The 16,903-nt window shown below is 39.2% G+C and carries 20 protein-coding genes; 7 read left to right on the forward strand and 13 right to left on the reverse strand.

Annotated features, from left to right (window positions below):
- Positions 1–55: 55 nt before the first annotated feature.
- Together trxC and F981_RS02280 are read right to left on the reverse strand one after the other, a co-directional pair.
- The gene (trxC, locus tag F981_RS02275) at positions 56–487 is read right to left on the reverse strand and encodes a thioredoxin TrxC (protein WP_004717988.1); all 432 of its coding nucleotides are present in this window, start codon (positions 485–487) and stop codon (positions 56–58) included.
- Positions 488–1,384 carry an alpha/beta hydrolase gene (locus F981_RS02280; protein WP_004717989.1) on the reverse strand — a complete coding sequence of 299 codons (897 nt, stop codon included), beginning with the start codon at positions 1,382–1,384 and terminating at the stop codon, positions 488–490. It lies immediately after the preceding gene.
- A 126-nt stretch (positions 1,385–1,510) separates the two neighbouring features.
- On the opposite strand from F981_RS02280, the gene F981_RS02285 reads away from it, so the two are divergent.
- Both F981_RS02285 and msrA read left to right on the forward strand, forming a co-directional pair.
- Positions 1,511–1,849 (forward strand): protein tyrosine phosphatase family protein, encoded by a 339-nt coding sequence (locus F981_RS02285; RefSeq protein WP_004717991.1) that lies wholly within the window; start codon positions 1,511–1,513, stop codon positions 1,847–1,849.
- A gap of 253 nt (positions 1,850–2,102) precedes the next feature.
- Positions 2,103–2,624: a peptide-methionine (S)-S-oxide reductase MsrA gene (gene msrA, locus F981_RS02290; RefSeq protein WP_004717992.1), complete on the forward strand. Its 522-nt coding sequence runs from the start codon at positions 2,103–2,105 to the stop codon at positions 2,622–2,624.
- Positions 2,625–2,739: 115 nt separating this feature from the next.
- Here the strand turns inward: msrA and F981_RS02295 are convergent, their stop codons facing one another.
- The 5 genes from F981_RS02295 to F981_RS02315 all read right to left on the reverse strand — a co-directional run bounded on the left by F981_RS02295 (position 2,740) and on the right by F981_RS02315 (position 6,485).
- Positions 2,740–3,144, reverse strand: a complete 405-nt coding sequence (locus F981_RS02295; protein WP_004717995.1) for an ExbD/TolR family protein — start codon at positions 3,142–3,144, stop codon at positions 2,740–2,742.
- The gene (locus F981_RS02300; RefSeq protein WP_004717997.1) at positions 3,144–3,767 is read right to left on the reverse strand and encodes a MotA/TolQ/ExbB proton channel family protein; all 624 of its coding nucleotides are present in this window, start codon (positions 3,765–3,767) and stop codon (positions 3,144–3,146) included. Before F981_RS02300 ends, F981_RS02295 begins: the two co-directional genes overlap by 1 nt.
- Positions 3,768–3,798: 31 nt before the next feature.
- Positions 3,799–4,620 (reverse strand): energy transducer TonB family protein, encoded by an 822-nt coding sequence (locus F981_RS02305; RefSeq protein WP_004717999.1) that lies wholly within the window; start codon positions 4,618–4,620, stop codon positions 3,799–3,801.
- A 221-nt stretch (positions 4,621–4,841) separates the two neighbouring features.
- Positions 4,842–5,708 carry a formyltetrahydrofolate deformylase gene (gene purU, locus F981_RS02310; RefSeq protein WP_016539263.1) on the reverse strand — a complete coding sequence of 289 codons (867 nt, stop codon included), beginning with the start codon at positions 5,706–5,708 and terminating at the stop codon, positions 4,842–4,844.
- An 84-nt stretch (positions 5,709–5,792) separates the two neighbouring features.
- Positions 5,793–6,485, reverse strand: a complete 693-nt coding sequence (locus tag F981_RS02315) for a TetR/AcrR family transcriptional regulator (RefSeq protein ID WP_034611676.1) — start codon at positions 6,483–6,485, stop codon at positions 5,793–5,795.
- 111 nt (positions 6,486–6,596) lie between these two features.
- On the opposite strand from F981_RS02315, the gene F981_RS02320 reads away from it, so the two are divergent.
- The 4 genes from F981_RS02320 to F981_RS02335 all read left to right on the forward strand — a co-directional run bounded on the left by F981_RS02320 (position 6,597) and on the right by F981_RS02335 (position 10,516).
- Positions 6,597–8,045 carry a coniferyl aldehyde dehydrogenase gene (locus tag F981_RS02320; RefSeq protein WP_016539261.1) on the forward strand — a complete coding sequence of 483 codons (1,449 nt, stop codon included), beginning with the start codon at positions 6,597–6,599 and terminating at the stop codon, positions 8,043–8,045.
- 165 nt (positions 8,046–8,210) lie between these two features.
- Complete coding sequence (gene rpmB, locus F981_RS02325) at positions 8,211–8,447, forward strand: 50S ribosomal protein L28 (RefSeq protein WP_000048256.1); 237 nt, start codon at positions 8,211–8,213, stop codon at positions 8,445–8,447.
- Between the two features lie 12 nt (positions 8,448–8,459).
- Positions 8,460–8,615, forward strand: coding sequence for a 50S ribosomal protein L33 (gene rpmG, locus F981_RS02330; protein WP_003654787.1), 156 nt, complete (start codon positions 8,460–8,462; stop codon positions 8,613–8,615).
- Positions 8,616–8,797: 182 nt separating this feature from the next.
- Positions 8,798–10,516, forward strand: a complete 1,719-nt coding sequence (locus F981_RS02335; protein WP_004718008.1) for a cation:proton antiporter — start codon at positions 8,798–8,800, stop codon at positions 10,514–10,516.
- Between the two features lie 262 nt (positions 10,517–10,778).
- Here the strand turns inward: F981_RS02335 and F981_RS02340 are convergent, their stop codons facing one another.
- From F981_RS02340 to F981_RS02360, 5 genes are all read right to left on the reverse strand, one after another.
- A complete protein-coding gene (locus F981_RS02340; RefSeq protein WP_004718010.1) occupies positions 10,779–11,057 on the reverse strand; it encodes a hypothetical protein in 279 nt (92 codons plus the stop codon).
- 108 nt (positions 11,058–11,165) lie between these two features.
- Entirely contained in the window at positions 11,166–11,669 is a 504-nt protein-coding gene (locus F981_RS02345; RefSeq protein WP_004718012.1) for a DUF6586 family protein, read from the reverse strand.
- 222 nt (positions 11,670–11,891) lie between these two features.
- Positions 11,892–12,143: an RNA recognition motif domain-containing protein gene (locus F981_RS02350; protein WP_004718014.1), complete on the reverse strand. Its 252-nt coding sequence runs from the start codon at positions 12,141–12,143 to the stop codon at positions 11,892–11,894.
- A gap of 86 nt (positions 12,144–12,229) precedes the next feature.
- The gene (locus F981_RS02355; RefSeq protein WP_004718018.1) at positions 12,230–14,221 is read right to left on the reverse strand and encodes an ATP-dependent helicase; all 1,992 of its coding nucleotides are present in this window, start codon (positions 14,219–14,221) and stop codon (positions 12,230–12,232) included.
- A 187-nt stretch (positions 14,222–14,408) separates the two neighbouring features.
- Positions 14,409–15,545, reverse strand: coding sequence for a glycerate kinase family protein (locus F981_RS02360; protein ID WP_035371752.1), 1,137 nt, complete (start codon positions 15,543–15,545; stop codon positions 14,409–14,411).
- 99 nt (positions 15,546–15,644) lie between these two features.
- Between F981_RS02360 and F981_RS02365 the strand changes: the two genes are divergently transcribed.
- Positions 15,645–16,094, forward strand: coding sequence for a carboxymuconolactone decarboxylase family protein (locus tag F981_RS02365; RefSeq protein WP_016539260.1), 450 nt, complete (start codon positions 15,645–15,647; stop codon positions 16,092–16,094).
- Between the two features lie 187 nt (positions 16,095–16,281).
- Here the strand turns inward: F981_RS02365 and F981_RS02370 are convergent, their stop codons facing one another.
- Positions 16,282–16,845, reverse strand: coding sequence for an HdeD family acid-resistance protein (locus F981_RS02370; RefSeq protein ID WP_004718021.1), 564 nt, complete (start codon positions 16,843–16,845; stop codon positions 16,282–16,284).
- Between the last annotated feature and the right edge of the window lie 58 nt (positions 16,846–16,903).

Consider the following 16,903-nt stretch of genomic DNA (forward strand, 5'->3'; position numbering starts at 1 on the left):
AGTGTACCTTCAGGTTTTACATGAGAATCTGACACAATAACTCCGAGCCCGTGAATTACTTATGGGCATTTAATTGTTGATCTAACCATTCTTGTAATTGGTTAGCACGTAACGCACCACTTATTCTAGCAACTTCCGTGGTTTTATTCATTAAAACCAAGGTTGGGATACTGCGAATATTAAATGCACTACTTAACCGTGGATTCGCTTCAGTATCAATTTTAGCAAAAGCCACATGGGGGTTATTTTTTGCAACTTCAGCAAAATGCGGTGCCATCATTTTGCATGGGCCACACCACTCTGCCCATAAATCAATCATAATTGGCAAATCACTATGACTAACAAAGTTACTAAAATTTTGTTCATTTAACTCAATAGGAGCAAGTGCAATCAAATTTTGATGACATTGACCACAAGTGGGTTGAGCATTTAGTTTATCTTCGGGAACTCGGTTTTTTGCGCCACATGATGGACATACAATAATCATCTAGCTCACTCCAATATGTTGATGTAAAAACTCTAATTGGGTCAAAATTGATTTTTCCAACCATTTCCCATGATAAATATCAAAATGCGCCATATCCCATTCATGATATTGCACAAAAGGTGCAATATTTGTTGCCGTTTCTCGGCTAGATTCAATCGGGATAAAACTGTCTTTCTTAGCTGCAATAAATAGCACAGGAATATTAATACTTCTGACGGTCTGAATTGGTCTAAAACGGATTAAATTAAAAAATACCCTTGCCGGAACTTCACCACTCCAAAAGTAGTCTGGATTTACAATCGACATATAGCCGTTATAACTATCTTTGGTCGGAATAAAACATAAATCAAAGGGATGTACCACTGGTAAGGTTCTTGGAAGCATGCCAACTTTTGCCCCCATATAATCTTGACTGGATATTTTTAATGCCTTGGGTAACTGTTGAATTGGAAATAATTTTGCAGTTTCTGCCCCATCCACATAAGGCACTTGCACCATAATGGCTTGGACACTTTTTAGCTCACTTGCAAGACTAAGTACATAGCCGCCACTCAAAGAGGTCCCCCAAAGCACTATTTTTTTTGGATTAATTTTCTTTTGTGTTGCAACATAACTGACCACAGTTTTCCAATCATCCAACTGATTTTGCAATGAAATCAGTTCACGAGGAAAGCCTGTACTTCCTCCCCAAAAACGATAATCAAACAGTACAACCGCATAGCCTGCCTGTGCAATTTTTTGCGCATAGCTCACCAACTTAAATTGTCTTAAACATGCAAATCCATGAGCCATAATAATAACAGCAGGTTTTTTTAGATTTTTAGGTCGATAAAAATCCGCCGCTATGACTTCTTGTCCAATGGGAATATATAGTGGTTCAACTGTATATGCGTACATACACACTCCATTGCGTTATCTTTTATAGATATTTCTTTTATAAATCTTTTATCGTTCAAACTCAGTTCTGAGCTTAATGCTATTATATATAGCATATTGGATTTTAAATCATATAGGAGTGACGAAATGAGTGAAAATGTTGGTTTTGCTGGTCAAATTGGTCCAGAACATATTGCTCAAGTGGCAGAAAAAGGCTTTAAGTCTATAATGAATAATCGTCCTGATTTGGAAGGCGGAACAGAACAGCCTACAAGTGCTCAAATTGAAGAAGCTGCACGTGCTGCAGGTTTGGACTATGTATTTCTACCTGTCGTTGCTGGTCAAATCACAGAAGTTGATGTCAGAAGCTTTGCCAACCGCTTTAACGAGCTTCCAAAACCAGTACTCATGTTTTGTCGTACAGGTAATCGTTCAAATAACCTCTATCAAATTGCAAAACAAATGGATTTATTAGACGACGAATAAATTCTCATGAATATAGAAGGCATTCTATTGAATGTCTTTTGGTTCACCTTAAATGGAAAAGCTTAAATTTTTACAGCAATTCGAATAGATTGCACTTTTAAAATTTTGCAACAATTTAAACAGATCTGTTTAGTGAATCAAACAGGTATTGTACCTATGCTTAAATGGTTATATGACAAACTAAGCAAGTTCACGATATGATCTTTGGCATCGTTTCGTCTTTTCCATAATTTAAAAATAAAGGGATCTTCACATGCAACAGGCTCTATTTGGTGGTGGCTGCTTTTGGTGTACCGAAGCCGTATTTTTACAGCTCAAAGGTGTCAATCACGTAGTCAGTGGTTATGCTGGCGGGCATACTCCCAATCCAACTTATGAAGCAATTTGTAATGGGGATACCAATCATGCTGAAGTGATTTTGATTGAATTTGATGAACAGCAAATCAATTATCAACAATTACTCACGGTTTTTTTTGCAATTCATGATCCAACTACATTAAACCGCCAAGGCAATGATATTGGAACACAATATCGTTCGGTGATTTATTACTTCAATGAACAGCAAAAACTTGAATCTGAACAATTTATTGAGCAGCTTAAAGCAGATGGTTTAAATATTGTGACTGAACTCAGTCCAGCACCCACCTTCCATCCTGCCGAAGAATATCATCAAAACTTCTTTGCCCGTAATCCTGCGCAAGGTTATTGTAATTTTGCCATTCCACCAAAATTACTCAAACTTCATAGCCAATTTCAAGATCTTTTAAAAGAATAAGATCACTGAAAATACTTCACTTTATATAACAAAAGTGAACTAACCCAATAGCCAAAATATCAACATAAAAAAACCTCCTTAAAAGGAGGTTTTAAAATATTTGTAATTATTTAAATTAATTATCACTCATAAAGGCAAGATCATTTAATCCTGCTTCACTTGCACGAGACATCACTTGTGCAACGGTATCATAGCGAGATTCTTTATCCGCTCTCAACTGTACAGCTGGTTTTACTGGCTTTTGACCTTCTTCATCAAATCGTTTAGCCAATTCATCTAAAGTAATGACTTTATCATTCCAAGCCACATCGCCATTCTGATTGATACTGATGGTAATTGCTTCAGGTGGAGGCGCGATTACTTCAGCAGTAGTCTTTGGTAAAGTTAATGGTATCGATGGGTTAGCAACGGTGGCTGTCACCAAGAAGATGATCATCAATACCAACATAATATCGATCAGCGGAATGAGATTCATCTCATTCATGCCAGAATCGTTGTCTTCTCCCAATTGAAAAGCCATTAAGCTTGACCTCCAACTAAACCTTTACTGGTAGATTCAGATTCAACTTTTTGCGTTGAAGAATCTTGTTGTAACATCGTATCAATTAACAAACCATGTGCTTGATCTTGCAACTCATTTGACAATGTACGGTTAAAACGTACGCAAATGTTATATGCCAATACCGCTGGAATCGCAACAGCAAGACCTAGACCAGTCATGATCAGTGCCTCACCAACTGGCGTTGCAACTTGAGCTAAACCTGCTTGACCACTTTTACCTACAGCAACAAGTGCGTGGAAGATTCCCCATACCGTACCAAATAAACCAACAAATGGTGCAAGTGAAGCAATCGTTCCTAAAACTGAAACACCTTTTTCAGCATTGGCCTTTTCTGCTGAGATTTGACGTAGTAACGCTTGTTCTGCAACTGCTTTACGTTGGTCAAAGCTTAATGGCGCAAGCTTGGCTTTTAATGCTTTTAAAGCCTGAGCAAGGTGATCCTGAGCAACCTGCTTGAGTTGACGCGTGCCTAGAATACGCAAAATGAACACAGTCCACGTTGCAATAGACATTGCCAATAACACGAAATACAGTGTCTTACTGACCGCATCAGCATGTTGCCAATAAACTGAAAAGTTCATATGCACATTTCCTAATTCTTAAAAAAATTATTTACTTTTTAGAGACCGACAATGCAAAATCTTGCCTAATTTTAAATGGTACACCCGCACCATTTTCTCTATAAGCTTTAAATTTTGCAGATTGAGTCTGCTTAACAACATAACTATCTAAACTTGAATTACCACTAGATTGAAGAATACGAACATTGGTAATATTTCCGCCCGCATCCGCAGTAATTTCTAGATTCACAACTTTTGTTCCATCTTCTGGAGACATCAGTTTAAGTAATTGCTCTTTTGCGATACGTGGACTACGACTCCAAGACACCTGACCTTCATTTACATTACGCGGCGTGTTTCTTTGCTCTTGATCACGACGTTGACGATCGCGCTCATCTTGCTCACGTTTTTGACGATCACGTTCATCTTGTTCACGTTTCTGCTGTTCCGCACGCTTCTGATCATCTTGACGTTTTTGCTCATCTTGACGTGCCTTATCCTGCTTCTGTTGCTCTTCTAAACGCTTTTGTTCTTCAAGCTTTCTTGCCCGATCATCATTTTCTACAGGTTTTTTCTGCTCAATGATTTTTGGCTTAACCACAGGTTTAGGCTCAACTTTCTTCTCTATAGGTTTCGGTTGAACTTTAGGTTTGATGGGTTCAGATGGCGGCGGCGGCGGTGGAACATCTTCTTTTAACTTTAAAAATTTGATTTTTAAAGGTTCTTTCTTTATTTGAGGCAGTTCAAATGGTTTCATATGACTTACCCCCCACAACACACCTACGTGCCCGACAACAACTGCTAACACTGCAGCAAGGACTTTTTTCTTCATCGGTGGTGGCGTTTGAAGTGGTGCAATGGAAGACTGACTCATAAGAATCTAAATACCTAAAATTGAGCAAACTACAAAAAATTATTCAGTTTGTAGATTAAGCTCATCGGATAGAACAATTAAAGTGCAACAATGATAAATGAGAAGTGTTTTCATTTGCAACTGGTTTTTCAATGTTTTTAATCGATTTTACAAATTAAAAATAAAAAAAGGATGCATAAAGCATCCTTTTTTATGACTCATATTAAATGAATATTCACATGTTATTGAAAAACAACAGTCTTATTGCCATCGACAATAATACGGTCTTCTAGATGCCATTTGACCGCTCTAGCAAGTACGTTACGTTCAACATCTTGGCCTAATTCACGCAGTTGATCCACAGTAAAATCGTGGTTTACTCGTTCTACATCTTGCTCAATGATTGGGCCTTGATCCAGATCAGCCGTCACATAATGCGCTGTTGCCCCAATCAATTTAACGCCTTTTTCATAAGCCTGTTTATATGGATTTGCCCCCACAAAAGCAGGTAAAAATGAGTGATGAATATTGATCACTTTCATTTCCCACTTTTGTACAAACTCTTCATCGAGAATTTGCATATAACGCGCGAGAACCAGTAAATCATTCCCTTGCATTAACTCATCGATCTTTGTATAGGCTTCACGTTTATTTTCTTTGTTGACTGGAACCACATAGAAAGGGATACCAAAGTTTTCTACAGATTCACGTAAGTCTTCATGGTTTGAAACCACTTGGGTAATTTCACAAGGTAAGCCACCACGTGAATGACGCCATAACAACTCAAGCAAAGCATGGTCAACTTTAGACACCAAAATACCGACTTTTTTAATGTCACTCACCAAAGCCAAACGCCAATGCATACTATAGCGTTCAGCCACATTGGTTGCGAAAGTTTGAATGAGACTCTCACGACGGGATTGCAAATGATCAAGTTCAAACTCAACACGCATAAAATAACGCCCGCCCTGAGCTTCAGTTGCGTATTGATCAAGCGCAGTAATGTTCGCGCCCTGATGATACAAAAAGCTCGATACAGCTTGCACGATTCCTGGCTTGTCTTCACAAGTAATCAGTAGACGTGCTGTGTTGGCAGTAGTCATGTTCATGTTGATGGATATCACTTATAAGTTAATTTAAAAACAGCCGAATATTTTAACGCTTTTTCATCAGCTTTCAATCTTGATTCCGCATCAATCGCGTTTTACAGCAGATAAACTGGCAAATAATTCCGAAGAACCGAAGCTTTCTAGCAAGCGTTCATAGGTTTCGCGACTTTCGCCACGTAAATAAGGACCTTCTAAAAACACCATCTGGCGCAATGCTTGCCAAATCCATTTTTCATCTAAATGGTTGGAATCACTTAAATGCCCAGACATATATAGGAAGTTGGTCCAGTTGGTCAGGACAATCCAAATATTGATGATGAGTGCTTCAATTTCAGAAGGTGTCATCTGCATCAGTCCCGCTTCAACAAAGGCATGATAAATTTTTTGCCCTTGTTGCATCACCTTGCCAGCAAAGCGAGGATAAATTTTTCTAAAGTCGTCGTTATTTTCAATTAAATGGTAAACATCACGATGTAGAAAGCGATATTCCCATAGCTGACTACTTAAAACTTGGAAATAACGGATTTTGTCATTCGCATTGACTCCACGGTCATCGGGTAATGACAGCATATCTAAAGTTTCTTTTTGGTATTGTTCCATCAATTCTTTGATGATTTCTTGTTTGTTTCGAAAATGATAATACAAATTTCCAGGACTGATCCCAAGCTCTGCTGCAATATGATTCGTTGTAACTGCACGTTCGCCGCGCTCATTAAAAAGTTGCAGACTAATCTGCAAAATTCGGTCTTTCGTTTTCAAAGTTTTGGAGCTCGACATCCTATTACCATTTTTAACCGTTAGCACAAGCTAACATAAAGTGACTTGACTATTTAGAGTATTTACTCTAAAAATTATATTATATTAACCTATTCGTAAATGGTGTTTGTCATGAACAGTCATACAAAAACAAATTCAATGACTTCTTACTCACCTGAAGTTCAACGTATGCATGACATTCTTGAACAACAGAAAGTCGCTTATCAACGCTACCCTGTTCCTACAGCAAAGGAACGTATTGAACGTTTAGCTCGCTTAAAGAAAGTTCTGGTAAAATACCAAGATCAATTTGCAGAAGCAATCAATCAAGACTACGGCAATCGTTCAATCAGCGAAACTAAAATTGGTGAACTACTCACATGTTTAGAACAAATTAAATATTATAGCAAGCATTTAACAGCATGGATGAAACCATCTAAGCGCCATGTGTCTATCTTACACCAACCAGCCAAAGCTTGGGTGCAATATCAGCCTTTAGGTGTGATTGGAATTATTGCACCATGGAACTATCCATTATTGCTTTCTGTTGGCCCACTGATTTGTGCACTGGCTGCTGGAAATCACGCAATACTCAAAATTTCAAGTTCATCTTCTAATTTTGGCTTCGTTCTTGAAAATGCACTCTCAGAAGCATTTCCACAAGAATTGGTTGCCGTGGTCAATGGCGGTGGTCAAATTTCCGATGCATTTTCACATTTAGCATTCGATAAAATCATTTTTACTGGCTCTACCAATGTCGGTAAAACCGTGATGTCTGCTGCTGCCGAAAATCTAGTGCCTGTTATTCTTGAGCTTGGTGGTAAATCACCTGTAATCGTACATCCTTCAAGCGATCTCAATCTGGTCGCTGAACGTATTGCTTTTGGTAAATTGTGGAACTCTGGTCAAACCTGTGTAGCACCAGACTATATGTTCCTACCTCGAGGAAAAACTGCCGAGTTTATTGAAAGCTTTAAACAAGCTGCAACAACAATGTACCCGACGATTCGTGATAATCAAGATTACACCAGCATTATCAACGATAAGCAGTACAACCGTGTTCAAGGTTATTTAGAGGATGCACGTCAACAAGGCGCTGAGTTGATTGAAATCAATCCTCAAAATGAAGAATTAGCGAGTGTACGTAAAATTGCCCCAACATTCTTAACAGGTGTTCTACCGACAATGGACATTATGAAGAATGAAATCTTTGGTCCAGTGCTTCCAATTATGGAATATGATCAAATTGACGATGTAATTGACTTTATTAATGGCAGACCGCGTCCACTTGCTTTATACTATTTCGACTTTGACAATGCCCGCGCAGAATACGTTTCTCAACGTACCCATTCTGGGCATTTCGGTCAAAATGCCGTAGTTACCCATGTTGCACAAGACGATTTACCATTTGGTGGCGTTGGTGCATCTGGCATGGGCAAATATCATGGCCCAGAAGGTTTCTTTGGTTTATCACATGAGCGTTCAGTAATGTCTATTCCTAAGCTATTTAGCTTAAAATTCATATTAGCGCCTTATGACAAAGCCCTAAATAAGATTTTAGAGAAAACTTTCTTACGCTAACTGATCAAGGCATGATCTATCAAATTAGATCATGTTGCGTTTTGACGAATTCCGCTTGTCTTTTAAGCGGAATTTTGGTATAAAACGCCCCTTGAATGAATTCAATCCGTTTTATTTTGACTGGCCATACAGATTTGCTGTTGGCTAAATCAATGGAGTTACACCATGTCTAAGGTTTGCCAAGTTACCGGCAAGCGTCCAGTCGTTGGTAACAACGTCTCACACGCCAACAACAAAACTAAACGCCGGTTCGAGCCGAACCTGCATCACCACCGTTTCTGGTTAGAAAGCGAAAAACGTTTTGTACGTCTTCGTCTAACCACTAAAGGTATGCGTATTATCGACAAATTGGGCATTGAAAAGGTTGTTGCTGACCTTCGTGCTCAAGGTCAAAAGATCTAAGGAGTCTGAACCATGCGTGATAAAATTCGCTTAGTTTCTACTGCTGGTACAGGTTATTTCTATACCACTACTAAGAACAAACGTACTATGCCGGAAAAAATGGAAATCAAAAAATTTGATCCAAAAATCCGTCAACACGTAATCTTCAAAGAAGCTAAAATTAAATAATTTTAGTTTTCTTAAAAAATACGATCCATTTGGGTCGTTTTTTTTGCCTTTTTTTTCTTCGACTTGTTAAACTCTTTAGCGAATTTGGCACTGATTGTGCATTTTATATGGCTTTATACAAAGTCATTACCTTAAGAAATGATTTTTTGAATGATTTCTCCTGAAGATTTAAGGAGTATTTAGTGCCTCATGATGTAGATCTGATTATTTTACTTGCAGTTGGTTTTGGTATAGCCCTGATCTTTGGCTATATCGCTGCACGATTACGCCTGCCACCTTTGATTGGTTATTTAATTGCGGGAATTATCATCAGCCCCAATACCCCAGGTGTTGTTGCAGACATCGCGCTGGCCAATCAGCTTGCTGAATTAGGCGTCATGTTCTTGATGTTCGGTGTCGGGATGCATTTTTCCCTCAACGATTTAATGCAAGTCCGAAAAATTGCCCTCCCTGGTGCAATTTTACAAATCGCGGTTGCGACCTTACTGGGTATGGCAGTTTCCATCTTTTGGGGCTGGAGCTTTGGTTCTGCACTGGTCTTTGGCTTAAGTTTATCCTGTGCAAGTACGGTGGTTTTACTCAAAGCATTAGGTGACAAAGGGCTACTTAACTCGGTGAATGGTAAGATTGCCGTTGGCTGGTTGCTGGTCGAAGATCTGGTCATGGTTTTAGTCTTGGTTCTACTGCCTGCAACAGCTGTACTTTTAGGCGGACATCCTATTGCAGGACATGAATCTGATCAAAACATTTGGTTAACACTCGGCATCACCCTATTAAAAGTAACTGGTTTTATCGCCTTTATGCTCATCATTGGCAAACGCCTTGTGCCAATGATTATGCAATATGTGGCACGTTTAGGCTCTAGAGAGCTTTTTACTTTAACCGTAGTCGCAGCAGCAGTTTCAATCGCTTATGGCTCATACGCAATCTTCGGCGTTTCTATGGCACTTGGAGCGTTCTTTGCCGGAATGGTGGTTAAAGAATCAGATTTTAGTCATCGTGCAGAAGAAGAAACCTTACCTTTACGCGAAATTTTCTCGATTTTGTTCTTCGTTTCTGTCGGGATGTTATTTGATCCACGTATTATTGTGGAACAGCCTCTGCATATTTTAGCAGTCATTGCCATTATTATGATTGGTAAGACGCTGGCAGCGATGGCATTGGTGTTATTTTTCCGTTATCCCATCAATACAGCATTAACAGTGGGCGCCAGTTTGGCACAAATTGGAGAGTTCTCCTTTATTCTGGCAACCTTAGGCTTGTCACTGGGATTACTTAGCCCTGAAGCGCAAAACTTAATCTTAGCGGGTGCTTTATTTTCTATCACCCTCAATTCATTTCTATTTTCTGCGATCGAACCTGTGCAAAACTGGATCCGTGAGCGTTCGCATTTGGCGCGCTTACTTGAGCGTAGCGGTGACCCATTGGCAATGCTTCCAGATGAAGTTGATCAAGCGTATTTACGTGATCAAGTGGTGATTGTTGGTCATGGTGAAGTCGGACGTCGTATTACCAAAACATTGATGGATGATGGCATCAAAGTGGTCATCGCTGAAGAGAACCGCGAAATTGTAGAGAATTTGCGTGAAAAAGGCATCGCTGCGGTTTCTGGTCGAGCAACAGAACCCAGTGTTTTGATTCAAGCCCATATCCAACATGCACGACTATTGGTGATTTCACCGATGGATATTGTAGATATTCATAAAATTGTCGATACAGCCAAGCTGCTTAATCCAGAAATTCAAGTGTTAGTCTGTGCTGAAAATAAAGAAGAAGCTGAAGTGATCCGTAAAGACAATGTCGGTGAAGTCTATTATGCAAAAGAGGAAATGGCGAAAAACATGAGTAATCATATTTTAAACCAGATCCAAATTGCTCATCATCATGAACCAACACATTGAATTCGGGTCATCTTTAAAACGTAGATCTTTAAAACGTAGCTAAAACCACACGACTGTTCTTTGTGGACCTTGGAAAGTCGTGGTGCTTCCTTTATGTAATGGTATCGATAACGATGTTGGATGGGGCATCATCGCCCCATCTAACAAAAGATTTAAAACTTCTAGAATTTGACGCCATTTGCGTATGTCAGGTTATTTACCTACAAAGAAAAACGCACTCGAAAGTGCGTTTATTGTATTTATTCTAGAATAAATGAAATCACTAGCTCATAAATTTTGGTTGTTCATCAACAACTTCAGCGTGCCATTCATCTGCCTGTTTTTCAAGTAACGCAAATAATGCAGCCTGAATCATCTGTTGTGCAATCGCTGGCGTTTGATCACCCAGTAATGCTTTCACTTCTTCATTAAATTGAATAGTGACCAAGGGCTCTTTTTCAGAACCTGCATTACGCAGTGCCAGCTCCCCACTTTCGAGCTGTACCAACTCCAAAATAGCTTCCTGATTTCCAAATAACTCTTTTAACTGTTCGATAGACATAAATCCTCCATGCTCAACATGGGGCAAGGTGCTGAATGCACTTTGCATCTTGTAGATATTTTATATAGTCATTTAAAACAAAATTTCAAGTATATCTGATCAAAAAGATCAGAATTCAACCATTTCATTACGAAAACCATCAATAAGTTGCGATAAATCTCGGTGCCACTCTCTTAAAATCTTTGTATCAGGCAACCAAGCTTGTGGTGTTTGCGTCACTTTGATAATTAAGTTTGATGATGTTTCATCCTCTGGTTCTGGCGCACTTGGTTCAGGTGCATATTGACAAAGTCGATACGCTCTTTTGAGTTCAGCAATAAATCCTTCTTTGGCTAATTTTTGCATCACTAAAACTTCTGGTGAGACTTGTCCTTTAGCCGCCATATTTTCTTCGATTGACTTTAAGGTTGGGGAAAAATCATTTAAACGGTAATAACGTACCAACTCTTGCAGAAATGCTAAAACCGCGCCATGTAAATGAAATACTGCTGCTTCACGATGTGCTTGAGCTTGTTGAACATTTTCAGTTTGTTCTCCCTGCATACATGCAAGACGAGCAAAATAAAGTTTTTGATTGGTACGGTCTGCATGAAAGCGAGCTACACGTGACATGGAAGTTCCCTAAGATTTTGGCATTCTTTACAGTCTTAGCTTAATCTTTATTGAACAAAAATCACAATGAATTTTATCCATGTTGTATGTCAATAAAATAGATAGCGCTCGTTTTTGCAAGAATATCAATTTAAGTTTTTATTTTTATCATGGTTTGACGAGATTATTTAAATACTAAAATAAAAAAAAGGAGCAATAAATGCTCCTTAGACTATCTGCCAATTATGCTTCTGGCTTATCTTCCGCTGCTTTTACACGAATTCCATGACCATGTAAGCGCAAGGTATTTAAACCTTTAATCGCTTTAACTGCTTCTCTACCATGTGGCATTTCAACAAAAGCAAAACCTTTCGATTTACCTGTTGCCGCATCAAGCACTAGAGTACAAGTATCTACTGTACCGTATTGCTTAAATAACTCTAACAATTCAGCTTCAGTTACAGTACGTTCTAAATTACGAACTAAAATTTTCATCTCACAACCTTAAAATATAAACGAGGCAAAAAACATCAAAAAGCACTCGCCTACCTACTTTTTGAATGAAAAACGATTGCTATAGTTTAATCTAGATCTATACCAAAATCTAAATTAATCGCCCGACGCTCGATTAGGGCACTTTTTACAGTTTGCTCTCGCTGTCTATAGTGGGTTTCTGTGCTACATAAATTTCGAGTTAAATCATTGAGAAAATAACTTTCAATCTTACGACCTTGTTCATCTGTTTGCGTATGTGCCCAAAAACTTAAATTTTGTTTGGTTAGAATAAGTTCATTTTGAGCACGTGTTAAAGCCACATAAAGTACACGGCGCTCTTCTTCAACTTCATCGAAATTCCCTTGCGCACGTGCATTTGGGTACTGTCCAGCAGAGACATTTGCCACATAGCAAACCTTTTGTTCTGTACCTTTAGCAGAATGGATGGTAATTAAAGTTACCACATCATCTTGCGACTGACGCTCAATTTCACTGATTGAAACAGGGTCAAGTACATATTCTTCTAAGAACTCGCTCAGTTGGGTATGTTTAGACGCCAGTTGCTTGACCAGATCAAAATCACCCACCCGTTTATGCCAATCTTTTTTGGCATAGTTTTCTTCAAGTTGGTTGAGAATAGCCTCTACACCGAGTTTCACACAGGCTTCAACTTCGGTTTTTAATACACTCATTTGCTTCATAATCAGCAATGTATTGTCAGGAATGCGCCCAAACTTCTCTAATTTTTCTGTAATTTTCTCAATATCTGCATCCAGTAAGAGCTGTTGCGCCAGCTTACTCGCACCGACGTCGCCCACGCCATTCCATAAGGTTAAAAACCGCATCCACGCAATATCATCCAATGGATTAGCAATAACACGCAATAAACTCAATAAGTCTTTGACATGCGCTGTTTCAAGTAACTTCATCCCTCCAATAAATCGGTAGGGAACATTGGCTTGGATAAAAGCAGCCTCAATATGTCTTGCCGCAAAGGCTGAGCGCACCAACACCATATGGTCATGCCAAGCTGAACCTTCCAATAAATGCCGCTCTTTGATGTCGATCGCGATCCATTTTGCTTCATCAAACTCGTTTGGAAAAACATGCATTCGCGGTTTAATACCATCACCACGATAAGCTTCCAGTTTTTTATCGTAATGAATCGAACTTTGATCGAGTAACCAGTTGGAAAAATCTAAAATTTCTTGAGTAGAACGATAATTTTTTTCTAATTTGAAAATCTCTGCATCTGGCACACGCTCTTTAAAATGGTGGATATTTTCAAAATCCGCACCACGAAAACCATAAATCGACTGTGCATCGTCCCCGACGCAGAACAGTGATGTTTTATCTTTTAATGGTTCAAGAATTGCCCACTGCAAAGGATTGGTATCTTGCATTTCATCAACCAGCATGTACTGGCATAAGCCCGCAACATAATCCGCTAAACCATCAGACTGTGCCAAAGCAGAAGCAACCACGGCGAGAATATCATCGTAATCTAGAAAACTACGTGCCCGCTTACGGGTTTCGTACTCTTTCATGATTTCTGCGATTTGATCTTTATCGTCTAAAAACTCAGGCAGTTGCTTTTCTAAAGCCAAACTTAGTTTTTGCCGAGTATTGCGTGCAAAGGAATATAAATCACAAAGCTGTTGTGGTTTAGGTAAGGCGTTGGGATTCTTTTTATCATCCTTTCCACGAATCAAACGGAACAACATCAATTGATCATCACGATCTATGATCGAAAATTGATCTAATCCAAAAGCTTTTGGCACACGTCTAAGTAAATACATGCAAAAGGTATGAAATGTAGATGCGCGTAACCCTTTGGCCTGATCACCTAAAGCAAGCTCTACCCGCGCCACAATCTCGCTGGCAGAACGGCGGGTAAATGTCAAAATTTGGATTTGATTGGCAGGAATGCCTTGATCAATGAGATATGCAGCTCGTGCCACAATGGTTTTGGTTTTGCCACAACCTGCCCCAGCAAGAACTAGACTATGTTTTGTTTCAGTCGTAGCAGCTTGTTTTTGTTGAGGGTTTAATTCATTAATCAGGTTGGCTAAACTCATTTTCACTCATCATTTTATGGATGGCTGCTAGTTTAGCAGAGCTATAGTGAAATTATGCATTTTAACCCAAGAATCAAGTCGTGAATTGACGCTTAAATCAGGACATACCAATGAAGAAAAATTCAAGACAATAAAATTTATCACCCATAGCAGAGATTAAAGGAGAGCTTCGATAATAAAAACAACCCTATAATCTTAACAACCGAGCCACACTCTCACAACAGCGTTCTAAATTTTGCTCACCATGCTTTAATGCTGTTGCTAAATCACATGCACCATCAACTATTCCAAAAATTGCACTAAAGCCTTCTGCATAAAGCTCATCGACGCCTTCACCGATATGCCCTGCAAAAGCAATCACAGGTTTATTCAACTGCTTGGCAACTTGCGCCACCCCAAAAGGCGTTTTGCCAAACTTAGTTTGAAAATCAATACCGCCCTCACCAGTAAACACATAATCCGCTTGTGCAATTTTTTCCTCAAGTTGGGTTTCTTTAATCACAATTTCTACACCAGAGCGTATTTTTGCTCCTGTAAAAGCCATAAGTCCGAAACCCAAACCGCCTGCAGCACCAGCACCCTGTACATTTGCAACATCAACATTCAACTGTTGTTTCACCAACGCAGCAAAATGATCAAGATTTTGATCTAAGATCCCAACCATCTCAGCAGTTGCTCCTTTCTGTGGCGCAAAAATAAAAGAAGCACCATTTGGACCACATAATGGATTGTTTACATCACTGGCAATAATAATTTCAGTTGCTTTTAAACGCGCATCGAGTTGTGAAAGATCAATGCTTTTGATCTGCTGAAGCTGCCCACCACCCACGTCTACAGAATGGTTATTCTCATCTAAAAATTTTGCCCCTAAAGCCTGTGCCATCCCGGCACCAGCATCATTGGTGACACTACCACCCAGGCCAATAATGATTTTACCAACACCCAAATCCAAAGCGGCTTTGATCATTTCGCCAGTACCCAGAGTTGACGTCACTAAAGGATTGCGTTGAGACTTTTCGATCAGGTGAATACCATTTGCCAGCGCCATTTCTATAACAGCCGTCTGACCACCATCAATTAATCCCCAATAGGTCGATATTCGTTGCTGAGCGAATGGACCAGTGACCTCAACATATACTTTACGACCACTTCGTGCAGCGACCAAAGCATCGACTGTTCCCTCACCACCATCTGCCATAGGTACATGAATAAACTGTGCATCAGCAATGACTTTTTCAATACCACGTTGCATTGCAAAACAAGCTTGTTCGGCTGTCATACTTTCTTTAAATGAGTCAGGCGCAAGAACAAAAACTTTAGACATGAGCAAATGCATTTCGATGAGATTCAAAAAATAACATAACGATTTTTCGAGTATAGATAAACTAATAAATTCATAATTAAGACTAAAGAAATGACAACTATGCAACGCGTAAACCTTAGTAAGACCGCCCCAGAACTATATAAAACGGTCATCGAACTTGAAAATTTATCTATGCAAAAAGTTCAGCAAGCTGGGCTTGATGTTGGATTCTCTCATTTACTCAAATTAAGAGCTTCGCAAATTAACCAATGTGCTTTCTGTGTTCGTATGCATACCCAAGATGCAATTAAAGCGGGTGAGTCAACTGATCGTATTGCGTTGATTAGTGCTTGGCGTGAAAGTGAATACTTTACTGAAAAAGAACGTGCGGCTTTAATTTTAATTGAAGAGATTACTTTAATTGCCAATCAACATTTTCCAGATAGCGCTTATGAACAAGCTGCACAGCATTTATCCAGTGATGAAATCACGGCGATTGAATGGGTTGCGATTGTGATCAACACATGGAACCGTATCGCCATTTCCAGCCAATATAAAGTCGCGAAATAAGCTAAGTTTCAACACTTAAATCATTTATCTAGGCAACACCTCGCTTTTCAGAAATGTTAATTGAGATAAGATTTAACTGAATACTGCTCTAGTTGCATAAATATTTACGCCAAAATGCAAAACGCCTGATGTCATTGATCAGGCGTTTTTTTAAATGCACATATGATTTCAAACATTAAGTAAAACCTTAATGGCTCGCGGGTGGGATTTGTTTAATTGCTGCAGCAAAGGTGAGATAGTTGACCCCTTGGAATAAAATATCCACACCTAAAAATAATCCGAGTACCCAAAAAGGGGAATCTGGTGATGCCAGAATAATTGCACCTGTTGCCAAGGTTAAAAGCCCTGAAAATAATGTCCAACCCCATCCAGACATTGGTTTCAACATAAATGCATTAAAAATACGAATAAAACCGCCAATCAATAAAGCAATTGCCAATAAATTGGTTAATACCACTGCAGTGGTAATCGGAGATTTAAATGCATAATAACCCGCTGCGATATACAACACACCAAACAACGCCCAAAGCCAGCGGAAGCCACCATCAAAAATTTTAAATGCTGCAATCAGGTGTAAAACCCCACCGATCATCATTAAAGCACCAAACAATGCAACAACCGTCAATGTTGCCATACCCAGTGAAGCCAATAGCACTAATCCAAAGATCACCAATAAAGCTCCAAGCAGAAGATACCATTTACGGTTTTCATGGAGTTGATGACGAACTAAATCATTTCCTACAGTACGCATAATTCTTCTCTTGGTTGTTATTCATTCATTTTATTGTTGATCTAATTCAGGTGTTTGT

The organism is Acinetobacter guillouiae CIP 63.46, from assembly GCF_000368145.1.
In the GTDB taxonomy this organism is placed as follows: domain Bacteria; phylum Pseudomonadota; class Gammaproteobacteria; order Pseudomonadales; family Moraxellaceae; genus Acinetobacter; species Acinetobacter guillouiae.